The sequence below is a fragment of the Azospirillum ramasamyi genome (genome assembly GCF_003233655.1).
In the GTDB taxonomy this organism is placed as follows: Bacteria; Pseudomonadota; Alphaproteobacteria; order Azospirillales; family Azospirillaceae; genus Azospirillum; species Azospirillum ramasamyi.
Genome location: NZ_CP029831.1, coordinates 209,129 through 224,666 on the forward strand (window position 1 = coordinate 209,129; position 15,538 = coordinate 224,666).

The 15,538-nt window shown below is 67.9% G+C and carries 11 protein-coding genes; 7 read left to right on the forward strand and 4 right to left on the reverse strand.

Annotated features, from left to right (window positions below):
- Nucleotides 1–187: 187 nt before the first annotated feature.
- Genes DM194_RS17530 through DM194_RS17540 form a run of 3 tightly spaced genes read left to right on the forward strand, consistent with a single transcriptional unit; the run spans nt 188 to nt 5,453 of the window.
- Nucleotides 188–1,015: an alpha/beta hydrolase gene (locus DM194_RS17530; RefSeq protein ID WP_246024437.1), complete on the forward strand. Its 828-nt coding sequence runs from the start codon at nt 188–190 to the stop codon at nt 1,013–1,015.
- A 43-nt stretch (nt 1,016–1,058) separates the two neighbouring features.
- Nucleotides 1,059–2,243, forward strand: coding sequence for an efflux RND transporter periplasmic adaptor subunit (locus DM194_RS17535; protein ID WP_111068867.1), 1,185 nt, complete (start codon nt 1,059–1,061; stop codon nt 2,241–2,243).
- A 24-nt stretch (nt 2,244–2,267) separates the two neighbouring features.
- On the forward strand, nt 2,268–5,453 hold the full coding sequence (locus DM194_RS17540; protein ID WP_111068868.1) for an efflux RND transporter permease subunit: 3,186 nt from the start codon (nt 2,268–2,270) through the stop codon (nt 5,451–5,453).
- Between the two features lie 18 nt (nt 5,454–5,471).
- On the opposite strand, the gene DM194_RS17545 is transcribed toward DM194_RS17540, so the two are convergent.
- The 4 genes from DM194_RS17545 to DM194_RS17560 form a co-directional block, all read right to left on the reverse strand.
- Nucleotides 5,472–6,524, reverse strand: coding sequence for a serine hydrolase domain-containing protein (locus DM194_RS17545; RefSeq protein ID WP_111068869.1), 1,053 nt, complete (start codon nt 6,522–6,524; stop codon nt 5,472–5,474).
- 269 nt (nt 6,525–6,793) lie between these two features.
- Complete coding sequence (polA, locus tag DM194_RS17550; RefSeq protein WP_111068870.1) at nt 6,794–9,688, reverse strand: DNA polymerase I; 2,895 nt, start codon at nt 9,686–9,688, stop codon at nt 6,794–6,796.
- Nucleotides 9,689–9,764: 76 nt separating this feature from the next.
- On the reverse strand, nt 9,765–10,517 hold the full coding sequence (locus DM194_RS17555; RefSeq protein WP_176581457.1) for a response regulator transcription factor: 753 nt from the start codon (nt 10,515–10,517) through the stop codon (nt 9,765–9,767).
- Nucleotides 10,518–10,635: 118 nt separating this feature from the next.
- A complete protein-coding gene (locus DM194_RS17560) occupies nt 10,636–11,385 on the reverse strand; it encodes a substrate-binding periplasmic protein (protein ID WP_111068871.1) in 750 nt (249 codons plus the stop codon).
- 539 nt (nt 11,386–11,924) lie between these two features.
- Here DM194_RS17560 and DM194_RS17565 point away from each other — a divergent pair.
- Genes DM194_RS17565 through DM194_RS17580 form a run of 4 tightly spaced genes read left to right on the forward strand, consistent with a single transcriptional unit; the run spans nt 11,925 to nt 15,535 of the window.
- Entirely contained in the window at nt 11,925–13,601 is a 1,677-nt protein-coding gene (locus DM194_RS17565; protein WP_111068872.1) for a SpoIIE family protein phosphatase, read from the forward strand.
- Nucleotides 13,602–13,620: 19 nt separating this feature from the next.
- Nucleotides 13,621–14,166, forward strand: a complete 546-nt coding sequence (locus DM194_RS17570) for a SiaB family protein kinase (protein WP_111068873.1) — start codon at nt 13,621–13,623, stop codon at nt 14,164–14,166.
- Between the two features lie 20 nt (nt 14,167–14,186).
- Entirely contained in the window at nt 14,187–14,561 is a 375-nt protein-coding gene (gene siaC, locus DM194_RS17575; RefSeq protein WP_111068874.1) for a biofilm regulation phosphoprotein SiaC, read from the forward strand.
- 38 nt (nt 14,562–14,599) lie between these two features.
- Nucleotides 14,600–15,535, forward strand: a complete 936-nt coding sequence (locus DM194_RS17580; RefSeq protein WP_111068875.1) for a sensor histidine kinase — start codon at nt 14,600–14,602, stop codon at nt 15,533–15,535.
- The last annotated feature ends 3 nt before the right edge of the window (nt 15,536–15,538 follow it).

Below are 15,538 nucleotides of genomic sequence, written 5' to 3' on the forward strand. Positions count from 1 at the left end.
GACAAATGGCCGGCGATTGTTCATCCCAGCCGAATTGTGTTGCCGCTGACCCGGTATTTATTGGCATGCCCACGGGAGCCACACTCTACCGCATTGCAATGCGGGAGGGGTGCCACGGCACCGGACGGCGATGGGACGGTCGACGAGCACAAAAACGACGGGCGCGGAGCGCGGCGGGGCACCGGACATGGCGCCCTGCCCCTTCGCGGTCGACGACCGGACCATCGCCGGCCATGTCCAGGACATCCGGCTGCGACTGTACCGGCCGCTGATCGGACTCGCGGTTCCGGCGCTGCTCTATCTGCATGGCGGCGGCTTCACCTCCGGCTCTCTGGAGGAGGCGGAGGAAACGGCGGCGGCCATCGCCGCCGAAACCCCGGCGCTGGTGGTGTCGGTCGGCTACTCCCTGGCCCCCGCCCACCCCTTCCCCACCGCCGCACAGGACGCCTACCGCGCGGCGCTGTGGACCGCCGAGGCGGCGCCGTCCCTGGGCGTCGGCCGCGGCGGGCTCGGCGTCGTCGGCTATGATGCCGGCGGCCATGTCGCCGCCTCCCTGACCTTCCTCGCCCGCGACCTGGGCGGGGTGAGCCTTGCGGCGCAGGCGCTGCTCGGCCCGATGCTGGACCCCAGCCTGACGCGGGCCAGCCGCAGCGGCATCGGCGATGGCGACCGGAAGGGCGGCGCCACGGCACGCCTGTTCGACAGCACGATGGCCGACTGCGCCCGCTGCTACCGCGCCTATCTGCCCGAGGCGGCGCAACGGCTGCACCCCTATGCCGCGCCGCTGGAATCGCGCCGGCTGGGCGGGCTGCCGCCGGCCCTGATCGTCACCGCCCAGAACGACATGCTGCGCACCGAGGCCGAGCAATACGCCGCCGGCCTGATCGCCGCCGGGGTACCGACCGAGGTCACCCGCTTTCCCGCCATTTCCCACGACGCCCTGCCCGGCCACCGGCCGGCGTTGCAGGCCGTCACCGACTTCCTGCGCCGCCGGCTGCCCGCCGCGCGCGCCTGACATTTTCCTCACCCTATTCACCTCCAGGCCGGAGTCAGACCTCATGACCAAGTCACGTTCCAAACTCGCCCTTCTCCTGATCGCCGGGGTCGCCGCGGCGGGTGCCGCCGGGGTCGTCGTCACCCAGGGCCATGCCGACGCCCCGCAGACGGCCGCCACCGCCCCGCCGCCGCCCGAGGTGGACGTCGCGCCCGTCGTGGTCCGCAAGATCACCGACTGGCAGTCCTATTCCGGCCGGCTGGAAGCGGTGGACCGGGTGGAGGTGCGGCCCCAGGTGGCCGGCGCCATCACCGCGGTGCATTTCCGCAACGGCGCGCTGGTCCGCCAGGGCGACGTGCTGTTCACCATCGACCCGCGCCCCTTCGCGGCGGAGGTCGCCCGGCATGAAGCGCAGGTCGCCGCCGCCCAGGCCCGCGTCCGCTTCACCGCGGCGGATCTGGAACGCGCCCAACGGCTGGTCCGCGACGACACCATTTCCCGCCAGTCCCTGGAGAGCAAGGAGAACGAGGCCCGCGCCGCCGCCGCCAATTTGAAGGCCGCCCAGGCGGCGCTGGAGATCGCCCGAATCGACCTGGAGCACAGCCAGGTCCGCGCGCCCGTCTCCGGCCGCGTGTCGCGGGCCGAGGTGACGGTCGGCAATGTGGTGGCGGCGGGCGCCGCCGCGGCGCCGCTGACCACGCTGGTGTCGGTTTCGCCGATCTACGCCTCCTTCGATGTCGATGAGCAGACCTACCTGACCCACATCGCCGGGGTGAAGGACGCGGCCGGCGTGCCGGTGCAGCTGGGTCTCGCCAACGAGGCCGGCTATTCCCGCGACGGCGCGGTGGAGCATGTCGACAACCGCATGGACGCGGCGTCCGGCACCATCCGCGTGCGCGCCCGCTTCGACAATGCCGACGGGCTGCTGGTCCCCGGCCTCTACGCCCGCATCAAGGTCGGCGGCAGCCAGCCGCATGAGGCCCTGATGGTGGACGACCGCGCCATCGGCACCGATCAGGACAAGAAATTCGTCCTGGTGGTGGCGGAGGACGGCACCGTCGCCTACCGCGCCATCGTGCCCGGCAGCCAGCAGGCCGGCCTGCGGGTGGTGAAGAGCGGGCTGGAGCCCGGCGAGCGCATCGTCGTCAACGGCCTTCAGCATGCCCGTCCCGGCAGCCGCGTCAGCCCGCGCACGGTCGCGATGAACGGCACGCCGGAATCCATCCGCACCGCATCCACGGCGCAGTAATCCACGCCCGCCGGGAGAGCCGTCATGAACATCTCGAAATTCTTCATCGACCGCCCGATCTTCGCGGGGGTCCTGTCCGTGGCGCTGTTCCTGGCGGGTGCGATCTCGCTGTTCCAGCTGCCGATCTCCGAATATCCAGAGGTGGTCCCGCCCTCCGTCGTCGTCCGGGCGCAGTATCCGGGCGCCAACCCCAAGGTCATCGCCGAGACCGTCGCCGCTCCGCTGGAGGAGCAGATCAACGGCGTCGAGAACATGCTGTACATGCAGTCGCAGGCCAACAGCGACGGCAACATGGCGCTGACCGTCACCTTCCGGCTCGGCACCGATCCGGACAAGGCGCAGCAGCTGGTGCAGAACCGCGTCTCCCAGGCCCTGCCGCGATTGCCGGAGGATGTGCAGCGCCTGGGCGTGACGACGGTGAAGAGTTCGCCGACGCTGACCATGGTCGTTCATCTGCTGTCGCCCAACGACCGCTATGACATGACCTATCTGCGCAACTACGCCATCCTGAACGTCAAGGACCGGATCAGCCGCATCCAGGGTGTCGGCGAGGTGCAGGTGTGGGGTGCCGGCGACTATTCCATGCGCGTCTGGCTCGACCCCAACAAGGTGGCGGAGCGCGGCCTGACCGCGTCGGACGTGGTGGCGGCGATCCGCGAGCAGAACGTGCAGGTCGCGGCCGGCGTCATCGGCGCCTCGCCCAGCCTGCCGACCACGCCGCTGCAGCTGTCGATCAACGCGCAAGGCCGGCTGAAGACGGTGGACGAGTTCGCCGGCATCGTCCTGAAGATCGGCAAGGACGGCGGCGTCACCCATCTGCGCGACGTGGCGCGGGTCGAACTGGCGGCGGCGCAATACGGGCTGCGGTCGCTGCTGGACAACAAGCCGGCGGTGGCGCTGGGCATCAACCAGTCGCCGGGTGCCAATGCGCTGGCGATCTCCGACGCCATCCGCGCGACGATGGCCGAGTTGAAGGCCGACATGCCCGACGGCATCGATTTCAGCATCGTCTACGACCCGACCCAGTTCGTGCGGTCGAGCATCGACGCGGTGATCCACACCCTGCTGGAGGCGGTCGCCCTGGTGGTGCTGGTGGTGATCGTCTTCCTGCAGACCTGGCGGGCCTCGATCATCCCGCTGCTGGCCGTGCCGGTGTCGATCGTCGGCACCTTCTCCCTGATGCTTCTGCTGGGTTACTCGATCAACGCGCTGTCGCTGTTCGGCATGGTGCTGGCCATCGGCATCGTGGTGGACGACGCCATCGTCGTGGTCGAGAATGTCGAGCGCAACATCGAGTCCGGCCTGTCGGCCAAGGAAGCCACCTACAAGGCGATGCAGGAGGTCAGCGGACCGATCATCGCCATCGCGCTGACCCTGGTCGCCGTCTTCGTGCCGCTGGCCGCCATGAGCGGCCTGACCGGCGAGTTCTACAAGCAGTTCGCGATGACCATCGCGATCTCCACCGTCATCTCCGCCTTCAACTCGCTGACCTTGTCGCCGGCCCTGTCGGCGGTGCTGCTGCGCGGACACGACCAGCCGCAGGACTGGCTGACCCGCGCCATGAACCGGGTGTTCGGCGGCTTCTTCCGCCTGTTCAACCGGGTGTTCCATCGCGCCTCCACCGGCTATGGCCGCGGCGTCGGCGGGGTGGTGCGGCACAAGGGCATGATGATGCTGGTCTATGTGCTGCTGCTGGGCGCCACCGTCCTGCTCGGCCGCGCGGTGCCGATGGGCTTCGTCCCGGCCCAGGACAAGGAATACCTCATCAGCTTCGCCCAGCTTCCCAACGGCGCCTCGCTCGACCGCACCGAGGCCGTCATCCGCGAGATGACCGACATCGCGCTGAAGCAGCCGGGCGTGCAGAGCGCCGTCGCCTTCCCCGGCCTGTCGGTCAACGGCTTCACCAACAGCTCCAGCGCCGGCATCGTCTTCGTCACGCTGAAGCCCTTCGCCGAGCGCGGCGACGCCAGCCTGTCGGCCGACGCGATCGCCGCCACCCTGCAACAACGCTATGCCGGCCTGAAGGAAGCCTTCGTCGCAATCTTCCCGCCGCCGCCGGTGATGGGCCTCGGCACGCTGGGCGGCTTCAAGATGCAGTTGGAGGACCGCGGTGCGCTGGGCTACGAGGCGCTGAACGCGGCGGTGAACGCCTTCGTCACCAAGGCGATGCAGACGCCGGAATTGGGGCCGACCTTCTCCAGCTACCAGATCAACGTGCCGCAACTGGACGTCGATCTCGACCGGGTGAAGGCCAAGCAGCAGGGCGTGGCGGTCGGCGAGGTGTTCGACACCATGCAGATCTATCTGGGCTCGCTATATGTCAACGATTTCAACAGCTTCGGCCGCGTCTACCAGGTGCGGGTGCAGGCGGACGCGCCGTTCCGGGCCGAGTCCGGCGACATCGGCCTGCTGAAGACCCGCAACGACCGCGGCGACATGGTGCCCTTGTCCTCGCTGGTGCGGGTGGCGCCCAGCTACGGCCCGGAGATGGTGGTGCGCTACAACGGCTACACCGCCGCCGACATCAATGGCGGGCCGGCGCCGGGCTTCTCCTCCGGTCAGGCGCAGGCGGCGGCCGAGCGCATCGCGGCGGAGACCCTGCCGCGCGGCGTGCGGTTCGAGTGGACCGACCTGACCTATCAGCAGATCCTGGCCGGCAACTCCGCGCTGTGGGTGTTCCCGATCAGCATCCTTCTGGTCTTCCTGGTGCTGGCGGCGCAGTATGAGAGCCTGACCCTGCCGCTGGCGATCCTGATGATCGTGCCGATGAGCCTGATGTCGGCGCTGGCCGGCGTGTGGATCACCGGCGGCGACAACAACATCTTCACCCAGATCGGCTTCATGGTCCTGGTCGGCCTGTCCGCCAAGAACGCCATCCTGATCGTCGAGTTCGCCCGCGAACTGGAGGAGCAGGGCCGCAGTACCGTCCAGGCCGCCATCGAGGCCAGCCGCCTGCGCCTGCGCCCGATCCTGATGACCTCCATCGCCTTCATCATGGGCGTGGTGCCGCTGGTGACCTCCACCGGCGCCGGATCGGAGATGCGGCACGCCATGGGCGTGGCGGTGTTCGCCGGCATGATCGGCGTCACCCTGTTCGGTCTGGTGCTGACCCCGGTCTTCTACGTCCTGCTGCGCCGGCTGGCCGGCGCGAAGGCGGAGCGGTCGGCGGACCTCCCCTCCACCCCGGCGGGAGCGGTGACGCACCACTGACTGCTCGCCATTGACCGCTTACCGTCTGAAGACTTCCTCCGCAACGGCATCCAGCAGGGCCTCGTCGCTCTGCTGGTTTCCGTTCGTCAGGAAGATCAGCGCGGTGCGGCGGCCGGGGTAATAGCGGACATCGGCCTCGAACCCGTCATAGCGGCCGTCATGGCCGACGCTACGCCCCCAGCGGTCCTTCGACAGCGCGACGCCCAGCCCCTGCCCCTCCTCGTTCTCCGACGGGGTCATCATCCGCCGGACCGTCTCGGGTTTCAGCAAGCGGTTGTCGCGGAACAGGGCGAAGACGAAGCGTTCCAGATCGCCGGCGGTGGTGACCAGCGGCCCGTCGCCGGTGGTCGCCGCCCAGGACCGGCGGCTGACGTCGCCCTCCTCGGTATAGCCATGGGCAAGGCTGCGGTCGCGCGGATCGGCACCCACGGTGGTCGAGTTCATCCCGGCCCGCTCCAGCACCCGGCTGCGCAGCACCTGCGCGAAGGGAACGCCATCGCGCAATGCCGCGATGTGGCCGAGCAGGACATAGTTGCTGTTGGAATACCCGTAATGCCCGCCGACCGGCCCGGTCGCCTCCTCCCCCGCCGCATAGGCGAGCAGAGCGCCGCTGCGCGGCAGCCGTTCCGGCTTGGCCGCCTCGTCCTCTTCATAGGCATCGGTGATGTAATCGGGAATGCCCGAGCTGTGGTCGAGCAGATGGACCAGCCGCGCCCGGTTGGCATTGGCGACCTTGCCCAGCGGCAGATCCGGCGCCAGTTCCCGCACGGGCCGGTCGAGCGAGAGCAGCCCCTCCTCCACCTGCTGCATCACGACGGCGGCGGTCGCCATCTTGCCGACGGAAGCGACATAGAAGCGCGTCTCCTCCGTCACCGGCCGCTCCCCCCGCCGGTCGGCGATGCCGGAGACGACGACTCGCCGGAGGTCGGGGCCGGACACCAGCAGGACGCCGCCGTCGAGTTCCTCCTCGGCGATGAAGCGGTCGAGGAGGCGTTGGAGGTGGTCGGCCGCGTGAGCGGGGGTGGAGGCGAGGCCCAACAGAAGCGCTAGGGTCAGGAGTTGCCCGATCAAGCGCCCAATCCGGGCTGGTACCCGGTCAGGCTGGCATTCTCCACACCTCTGCATAGCCCTGCCCCTTCGCAATCCGGCGGGTTTAGGCCCAAAGTGGTGGCTGCATTCGAAGCTACGCAGGGCAATCAGGAAACGGCAAGAGGCCAGACGAGCGGCTTAGGTGAAGCTGTCGCTCAGCCAGATGGTCTTCAGATTGGAACCGGCATCCTCGCAGGACTGACGGAGCTTGCGGACGATGGGACGGGCAAGGCGAGTGCCGCCATTTCCCCTCAATGCGCCTCCTCCCAATTGTCCCCGATCCCCGCCTCCGCCACCAGCGGCACGCCGAGATGCGCGGCGCCCTCCATCACCCCGCGCACGATGCGCGCCGCGTCCTCGGCCTCCGCTTCCGGGACCTCGAACAGCAGTTCGTCGTGCACCTGCAGCAGCATCCGCGCGCTGCTCCCCGCTGCCGCCAAGGCTGCGGGCATGCGGTTCATGGCGCGCTTCATGATGTCGGCGGCGGTGCCCTGGATGGGGGCGTTGATGGCCTGGCGCTCGGCGAAGGCGCGGCGGGCGGCGTTCTTGTCCTGGATGCCGGGCATGTAGCAGCGGCGGCCGAACAGGGTCACCACATAACCGTGCTGGCGGGCGAAGGCCTTGATCGACTCCATCCACACCTTCAACTCGTGGAAGCGCTCCAGATAGGTCTTGATGAAGGCGTTGGCCTCGCCGGGCGTAATGCCCAGCTGGCGGCCCAGACCGAAGCCGGAGATGCCGTAGATGATGCCGAAGTTGATCGCCTTGGCCTTGCGGCGGATGTCCGGCGTCATCTGCTCCAGCGGGATGCCGAAGACCTGGGCGGCGGTGGCGGCGTGAATGTCCAGACCGTCGCGGAAGGCGTCCTTCAGCGCCTGGATGTTCGCCATCTCCGCCACCAGTCGCAGCTCGATCTGCGAATAATCGACGCTCAGCAGCTTGTGGCCGGGTGACGCCACGAAGGCGCGGCGGATCTTCTTGCCCTCCTCCGTCCGCACCGGGATGTTCTGCAGGTTGGGATCGGTGGAGGACAGGCGGCCGGTGTTGGTCGCCGCCAGCGCGAAGGCGGTGTGGACCCGGCCGGTGACGGGGGAGATCTTCTCCTGCAGCGCGTCGGTGTAGGTGCTCTTCAGCTTGGCGAGCTGGCGCCAGTCCAGAACGCGCTGGGCGATGGTGTGGCCCTGCTCCGACAGCTCCTCCAGCACGCTGCTGTCGGTGGAATAGGCGCCGGTCTTGCCCTTCTTGCCCGTGCCGAGCTTGAGATTGTCGAACAGGATCTCGCCCAGCTGCTTGGGCGAGCCGATGTTGAAGCTCTGGCCGGCAAGGGCGTGGACGTCCTTCTCGATCTCGGCGAGGCGGACGGACAGGCTCTGCGACAGGTCGGACAGCGCCTTCTTGTCGATGCGCACGCCGGCCCGCTCCATGTCCGCCACCACCGGGACCAGCGGGCGGTCCAGCGTCTCGTAGACGGTGACCATGCGGTCGTCGACCAGCCGCGGCTTCAGCAGCGTCCACAGGCGCAGCGTGATTTCGGCGTCCTCGGCGGCATAGGCCAGCGCCTTGTCCAGCGGCACGCGGTCGAAGGTGATCTGGTTCTTGCCGGTGCCGCAGACCTCCTTGAAGGGGATCGGCGTGTAGGCGAGGTGCAGCTCCGCCAACTCGTCCATGCCGTGGCCGTGGGCGCCGCCGTCCAGCACGTAGGAGATCAGCATGCTGTCGTCCACCGGCGACACCTTGATGCCGTTGCGGGCGAACAGCTGGTGGTCGAACTTGAAGTTGTGGCCGATCTTCATGACCGACGGGTCTTCAAGCACGTCCTTCAGGATCGCCATCGCCTCGGCCGTCGGGATCTGCACCGGGGGCGGCGGGGCGTCGAAGTCCAGCTGGCCGGCGGCGGCGCCGGACGCGACATGGGCCAGGGGGATGTAGCAGGCGATGCCGGGCTCGGTCGACAGCGACACGCCGACCAGCGTGGCGGTGGCCGGGGTAAGGCTATCGGTCTCGGTATCCACCGCCAGCACGCCGGTTTCCCGCGCCCGCTCGACCCAGCGGCGCAGCGTGTCGGCGTCCTGCACCAGCTCGTAGCGCACCTCCGGCACATGCAGCACCGTCTTGCGGGCCGGACGCTCCGCCGCTTCGTCGGACGGCACGGCGGCGAGGGCCTTCGCCGCCGGGGCGGACGAGACGGAGGGGGCGGACTCCCCGGCGCCGTCGGCGATGCGGCCATCCTTCTGCATCTCCATCTCGACGCGGGAGACGATTGTGCGGAAGCCCTGCGCCTTCAGGAAGTCGATCAGCCGCTGATGATCGGGTTCGCGCACGCGCAGCTCGTCCAGGGGCTTGGGCGGCGGCACGTTCTCGTCCAGAAGGACCAGACGGCGGGAGATACGCGCCTGCTCGGCGAACTCGATCAGCTTCTGGCGGCGGGCCGGCTGCTTGATCTTCCCGGCATTGGCCAGCAGGGCTTCCAGGTCGCCATATTCGGTGATCAGCTGCGCGGCGGTCTTCACGCCGATGCCGGGCACGCCGGGGACGTTGTCGACACTGTCGCCGGCCAGCGCCTGGACGTCCACCACCTTTTCCGGCGGCACGCCGAACTTCTCGAACACCTCGTCGGGGCCGATGGACTTGTTCTTCATCGGGTCGAACATGCCGACTCCGGGGCGGACCAGCTGCATCAGATCCTTGTCGGACGACACGATGGTCACCTTACGCCCGGCCTCCTGCGCCAGACGGGCATAGGTGGCGATCAGGTCGTCGGCCTCATAGCCCTCAAGCTCCAGGCAGGGCAGGCAGAAGGCCTCCGTCGCCTCGCGGATCAGGGCGAACTGGGGCTTCAGCTCCTCCGGCGGTTCCGGGCGGTGGGCCTTGTAGTCGGGATAGAACTCGTTGCGGAAATTCAGGCGCTTGCTGTCGAAGACGACCGCCACGGCTTCCGCCCTGGCGTCGGCCAGCAGCTTCAGCAGCATGTTGGAAAATCCCAGCACCGCGTTGACCGGCGTGCCGTCCGGCCGCGTCAGCATCGGCAGCGCATGGAAGGCGCGGAAGATGAAGCCGGAGCCGTCGACCAGATACAGGCCGCTGCCGTCGCCGTTGGAGGCGGTTTCGGAGGCGTCGTTCTTGGAGGCAGCGGTGGCGTCGGTCATGATGGTCTCTCGTCCCTTCCTTGCGGGCGCTACCATCGCCGAAGGAGGCCCGGGAGTCGAGTGCCGAGACCGGAATCTAGGGCGTGCTGTCCTCGACCACGCTGCTGACCACCGGACCGACGAAGGCATAGCCGACGCCGTGCACCGCCTGAACCGGTAGGGCGCAGCCGCTGCGCTCCTCCACCTTGATGCGCAGGCGGCGGACCAGCGAATCGATGGAGCGGCTGTAGGGATCCCAGTCGCGGCCGGTCAGTGCGACGGAGATGTCCTGCCGTGTCACCGGCTCGCCCGGAACGGTGACCAGCAGGGAGAGGAACTTGTACTCGGTCGCGGTCAGCGGCACGGCGGCACCGGTCGGCGGCTGGATGCGCCATTCGATGTCGTCGAACACCCAGGCCTTGCGCGCGTCGCCCATGGCCGCCGGTGCGGCGGCCGGCGGCTCCGGCGCCGCCGGCGGGGTGGCGCCCCTCTGCATCCGGCGCATCAGCGCCTTGACCTGCGCCTCGACTTCGCGGAAATCGACGGGCTTGACCAGATAGACGTCGGCGCCCAGCTCCAGCCCGATGACCCGGTCGATCAGGCTGGACCGCGCCGTCAGCATGATGATGGCGGCATGGGACGAGGCGCGGATGCGCCGCGCGACCGAGAAGCCATCCTCGTCGGGCAGGTTTACGTCGAGCACGATGACGTCGGCCGGGCCGCTTTCCAGCAGCCGGTCCAGTTCCGCGCCCCGCGACGCGCCCCGCACCTCGAATCCACAACGATCGAGGTATTCGACGAGATCGTCACGAAGGTCGGCTTCGTCTTCGACCACAATGATCCGGGCCACGACGCCTATGCCCCCATTCACATTCGTATGAGGTTATCTTAAACACCCAATCGGGTTACGCAAACCCAATCAGCACGGTCGGACCAAACCGGGGCCGCGCAAGATCGGTTCCGCAACTTTACCTAAAGGACAGGTACTGGTCGCCCACGGTCGCGGAGTAGCGCGCCACCGCGGCCTTGTCGATGGCATCGATCCGGCCCTTCTCCTTCAACTCGGCAAAGCAGCGGTCGAAATCGCCGCGCAACGATTCGTCGCGGAACACCATGCTGTAGGGCGTCGGCGGGAAGATGGCGGTGAACTGCACCGGCTGGGCCGGGTCGAAGGGCAGGCCGCCGCCAGCCTTCACCTTGTCCTGGAGCTGGCGGTTGTATTCGGCGAAGATCAGCCCGTCGGCCAGGACCGCGTCGACCCGGCCGGCGAACAGCAGGTTGGAATGCACCAACTGGTCGGCGCGTTCACGGAAATCGCCGAAGCTCGGGATCGCCTCCCGCAATCCGGGCAGCACATCGGGCGCGCCGGAGAATGTGACCACCCGCTTGCCCGCCAGATCGGCCAGCGACGTTACCGCCAAGCCGCTGCTCTTCAGCACCGACGCGCCGTTCTGATACAGGATGTAGGGGGCGGAGCGCGCGCCCTGCATCTCCATGCCCGCCGGCACGGTGGTGACGGCGTCGGCCTGGGCGCCATCGCGGAATTCGTTCCAGTGACGGCCGAAGGGCACAACCTTGAAGCGCGCCTCATGCCCGCAGGCCGCCAGCGTCTCCGCGATGATGGAGGCCTCCCGCCCGGTGCCGTCGGCGGTCATCATCGGCGGCAGTTCCGGCGCCAGCACCGTCACCGGACGGGCCGCGGCGGGTGACGCCGCCATATGAAGGGCTGCGGCGAGCGTGGCGGAAAGGATCCCTGCGGCACCGAATGCACGAACACCGAACGCCATTCCTCGCCCTCCACGTTTGCGGTACACGCCGCGACCGCCCTACCGGGATGCGGCGGGCGGGAAGGTAGCATGGGCGACTGTGCGGCCGTCCACCGAAAACCCATTCCCTGCAATGGCTTCTCCCCACCCAGGCCACAATTCGGCCCATGTCCGTTACAGTTCGTCGCAATTGGACAAGATTGGTCGCCCCTAGTTACCGGACGTTCGCATTCTCTTGGGCTTTTCGACAATGTAGAAAGCCGTTGCCGAATGTTATTTCACGACTGGTTAAAACGATCGTGTTATGAATAGCTCATTCGCCGCATGCATCATGCCCGCCGGCCTTTATCGATGACTGTCGGCGCAGCGCAAGCGGGGGTTGATTTACTGATGGGCGTGGGACTACCGCAGCCCCGATCGACCGGATCGGGTCTGACTTGAAATCCGTCATGAACGAACACGCCCCGGTCGGCCGGGTCAGGAGGATGTGGATGAGCGTCACGGGATGGGACGACACCGAATCCTACACGCTTCGCGGCACCGGTCCCGGCGGCACGGACGAGGATGCGGTCACCGCGGGCGGATCGTCGCTGCTGACCCGCGTCATCCTGATGATCGTCGGCTGCACCCTGCTGGTCGGGCTGGTCGCCATGGGCGTTTCGTCCCTTCTGGTCGGCCGCCAGCAGCGTGAGGCGGTGACCCACCGCGCCATGCTGGTCGGCACGCTCCAGGCCTCGGCCATGGGGCAGGCGGTGTGGGAGTTCGATACCCGCGCGGTGGAGGGAATGATCCGCGGCCTGATGGCCGAGGATCCCGCGGTGCGAAGCGTCAAGGTCTGGGCGGCATCCGGCGGCCGCGGCAGCCATGGCGAGCCGCTGGTGGCTCTGGACCGTCCCGCCGGCCGGGCGGAGTTGACCACCGTCGAACGGCAGATCGCGATTTCCGGCAGCGACGGCGAACGCAACATGGTCGGCCTGCTGCGCCTGACCTACTCGCTGGAAGAGGCGGAAAGCGCCACCATGACGGCGCTGGCCCCGATGGCCGGACTGGTCTTCTTCTCGCTGCTGGCCGTCATCGGCATGATCAGCATCCTGCTGAACCGGCTGGTCCTGGCGCCGCTCGCCCGGCTGACCCGTTCGGCCGGCGCCATCGCGGCCGGCGACTACCGGGTGCGGCTGCGCAACCGCCGCGCCGACGAGATCGGACAGCTGACCGTCGCCTTCAACCACATGGCGGAGACCGTCCACGACTACACCGAGCGGCTGGAACAGCGCGTCGCCGAACGGACGGAGGAGCTGCGCCAGTCCAACGAACAGCTGGCCGTGGTCAACCGTCAGGTCATGGACAGCATCCAGTACGCCAGCCTGCTGCAGTCCGCCATCCTGCCGGACGAGCGCGAGATGGCGCGGCGGCTGGACGGTGTCTGCGTGCTGTGGCGGCCGCGCGACGTGGTGGGCGGCGATTTCCACATCTTCCGCGAACTGGAGGACGGCCGCTTCCTGATCGGTGTCGCCGACTGCTCCGGCCACGGCGTGCCCGGCGCCTTCATGACGATGACGGTTTCGGCCATCCTCGACCATGTGCTGTCCGACATGCCCGACAGCGACCCCGCGGCGATCCTGGGGCGGCTGAACCGCATGGTGCGCGCTGCGCTGGCCCGCGGGCGGGACAACCCGCGCTTCGACAACGGTCTGGACATCGGGCTGTGCCTGGTACGGCCGGACCGGGGCGACCTGCTGTTCGCCGGCGGCCGGATCGGGCTGCACATCGTCGACGCCCAGGACGGCGCCGCATCGGTCAACGAGGTGAAGGGCGACGCCCAAAGCCTGGGCTACCGCCGGTCGGACATCGGCCACCGCTTCACCACCCACCGGGTGGAACTGGCACCGGGGCGCAGCTTCTACCTGACCACCGACGGATTCCTCGACCAGGCCGGCGGCGCCCGCGGTTTCGGCTTCGGCAACCGGCGCTTCAACGCCATGCTGCTGGAGCACGACGGCATTCCCATGGCAGACCGCAAGGCCGCCTTCGCGCAGGCTCTGGCCGACCACCAGGGCGACCGCGCCCAGCGCGACGACATCACGCTGATCGGCTTCTCGCTGTCTCCGGCACCGGCCGCAGCGGTTTCCGAGGCCGCCGGCCCCTCCTCCCACTTCATCCACCCGTAAGGCAGGTCGTCAGGCTACGATGAAAGGCAACGAACTCTTCAACCTTCAGGAACTGCTGTCGCGCCAGAAGCTGCTGATCTGCTTCAGCGGCCCCTTCAGCCACAGCGTCATCGAAGAGCTGGGCAAGGCGGTCCGCAACCACCTGGAAAACGAGCAGATCGAGAAATCGGCGATCATGGACGTCTTCTCCGTCTATGTGGAGCAGGCGCAGAATGTCCGCAACTATGCCGCGTCCCGTGATGCGCTGGGCCGACCGGTCCCCGCCAACACCGGCATTGTCGTGATCGGCAAGGAGGGCGAGCATTACGTCGTCAGTTCCGGCAATCTGGTCGAGGCGGAGGACGTTCCCGGCCTGTCGGCGACGCTGGAGAAACTGCGCGGCCTGGACAAGGCGGGGCTCAAGGCCGCCTACAAGGAACAGTCGCGCAAGCCGCGCGAAGCGGGCGCCAGCGGCGCCGGCCTTGGCCTGATCGACATGGCGCGCAAGGCCACCCGGCCGCTTGAGTATTCTCTGCGCGCGGTGGACGAGCGCTATTTCTTCTTCAGCCTTGAAGTCCAGCTATAAGAAATCACGGAACACGCATAATGGACAGTTTGCGGATCGAGGCAACCTCCTGCTCGCCCCTGATCGATTTCGATCCGGCGGCGGGCCTCCTGCGCATCGAGGGGGAGTCCTACCCGGAGAACTCCTTCGATTTCTATGCGCCGGTGTTCAGCTGGCTGGAGGAGTACTTGAAGGAACCTGCCCCGGCGGTGGTGCTCGACATCGGGCTCAGCTATCTGAACACCAGCAGCATCAAATGCATGATCGACGTGCTGGAGATGCTGGACGTCGCCCATCAGAAGGGTCAGGCCGTGTCGGTGCGCTGGCATTACGACAGCGACAACGACCGCGCTCTCGACATGGCGGAGGAGTTCGCGGAAGACGTCTCCCTGCCCTTCGAGATCTGCGCCCATTGATGACCCGTCATTCAGACGAGATGAACTGAGCACCAGAGATGACGATGCGGTCGCAGGAACAGGAGCTTCGTCAGTGGATCGAGCGGCTGGCCCAGGATCCGGCCAATGCCGACAATCCTCTGCTGCCGGAATTCCAGAAGCTGGCGGAACGGCACGGCAAGCTGCTGCAACAGTTCCGCAAGATCGCCAAGATCAGCGACCGCCTGCAGACGGAGACCAAGGACATGGCGCGCCAGCAGCGCCAGTTCGTTCTGATGGTCAGCCACGAGTTCCGCACGCCCCTGGCGATCATCGACAGCGCCTCGCAGTTGCTGGAAATGGAGCCGAAGCTGCCGGTCTCGGCCATGCCGCGGGTGGGAAAGATCCGCAACGCGGTGCAGCGGATGCTTCACCTGATCGAACGCTGCCTGACCGATGAACGTCTGGGAACCGCCGCCGCCCGGCCGATGTCCTTCGACCTCGCCGCCATGCTGACGGGGCTGGTCGGGGACATGGGGGCGTCGCCGGCCCGCCACAGGTTCGAATTGCACGGTGTCGATCGCCCGGTGCCAATTCCCGGCGACCGCGACCTTTTGGCCGTTGTGTTTTCCAACCTGCTGGAAAACGCTGTGAAATACTCGCCGAACGGCGGGACGATCCGCCTCGACCTCTCCACTGGCGAGGGGCAGGTGACGGTGCGGGTCGCGGACGAGGGGATCGGTGTCAATGCGGCCGACTCCACGCGGCTGTTCGACAAGTATTTCCGGGCGTCCAACGCCGCGGGCACCACCGGAGCCGGTCTGGGTCTCCACCTCGCCCGCTGTATCGTCGACACCCATGGCGGCGGGATCGCGGTGGCGAGCCAGCCGGGCCAAGGCGCCGCCTTCACGGTCCGCCTGCCGCTCGCCCGCGCCGCTCCCGCTCAGCCGGCGTCAGCCGTGGCTGCGACGGAAACGCCGGTGCTGGTGCCGTCCCTGACGGAACCGGCCTCATGAGCC

Excerpts from the sequence above, each read along its gene's own strand:
- siaC (WP_111068874.1), top strand. The coding sequence starts at position 14,187 with ATGGACAGTTTGCGGATCGAGGCAACCTCCTGCTCGCCCCTGATCGAT.
- DM194_RS17570 (WP_111068873.1), top strand. The coding sequence starts at position 13,621 with ATGAAAGGCAACGAACTCTTCAACCTTCAGGAACTGCTGTCGCGCCAG.
- DM194_RS17540 (WP_111068868.1), top strand. The coding sequence starts at position 2,268 with ATGAACATCTCGAAATTCTTCATCGACCGCCCGATCTTCGCGGGGGTC.
- DM194_RS17580 (WP_111068875.1), top strand. The coding sequence starts at position 14,600 with ATGACGATGCGGTCGCAGGAACAGGAGCTTCGTCAGTGGATCGAGCGG.
- polA (WP_111068870.1), bottom strand. The coding sequence starts at position 9,688 with ATGACCGACGCCACCGCTGCCTCCAAGAACGACGCCTCCGAAACCGCC.
- DM194_RS17535 (WP_111068867.1), top strand. The coding sequence starts at position 1,059 with ATGACCAAGTCACGTTCCAAACTCGCCCTTCTCCTGATCGCCGGGGTC.
- DM194_RS17530 (WP_246024437.1), top strand. The coding sequence starts at position 188 with ATGGCGCCCTGCCCCTTCGCGGTCGACGACCGGACCATCGCCGGCCAT.
- DM194_RS17560 (WP_111068871.1), bottom strand. The coding sequence starts at position 11,385 with ATGGCGGCGTCACCCGCCGCGGCCCGTCCGGTGACGGTGCTGGCGCCG.
- DM194_RS17565 (WP_111068872.1), top strand. The coding sequence starts at position 11,925 with ATGAGCGTCACGGGATGGGACGACACCGAATCCTACACGCTTCGCGGC.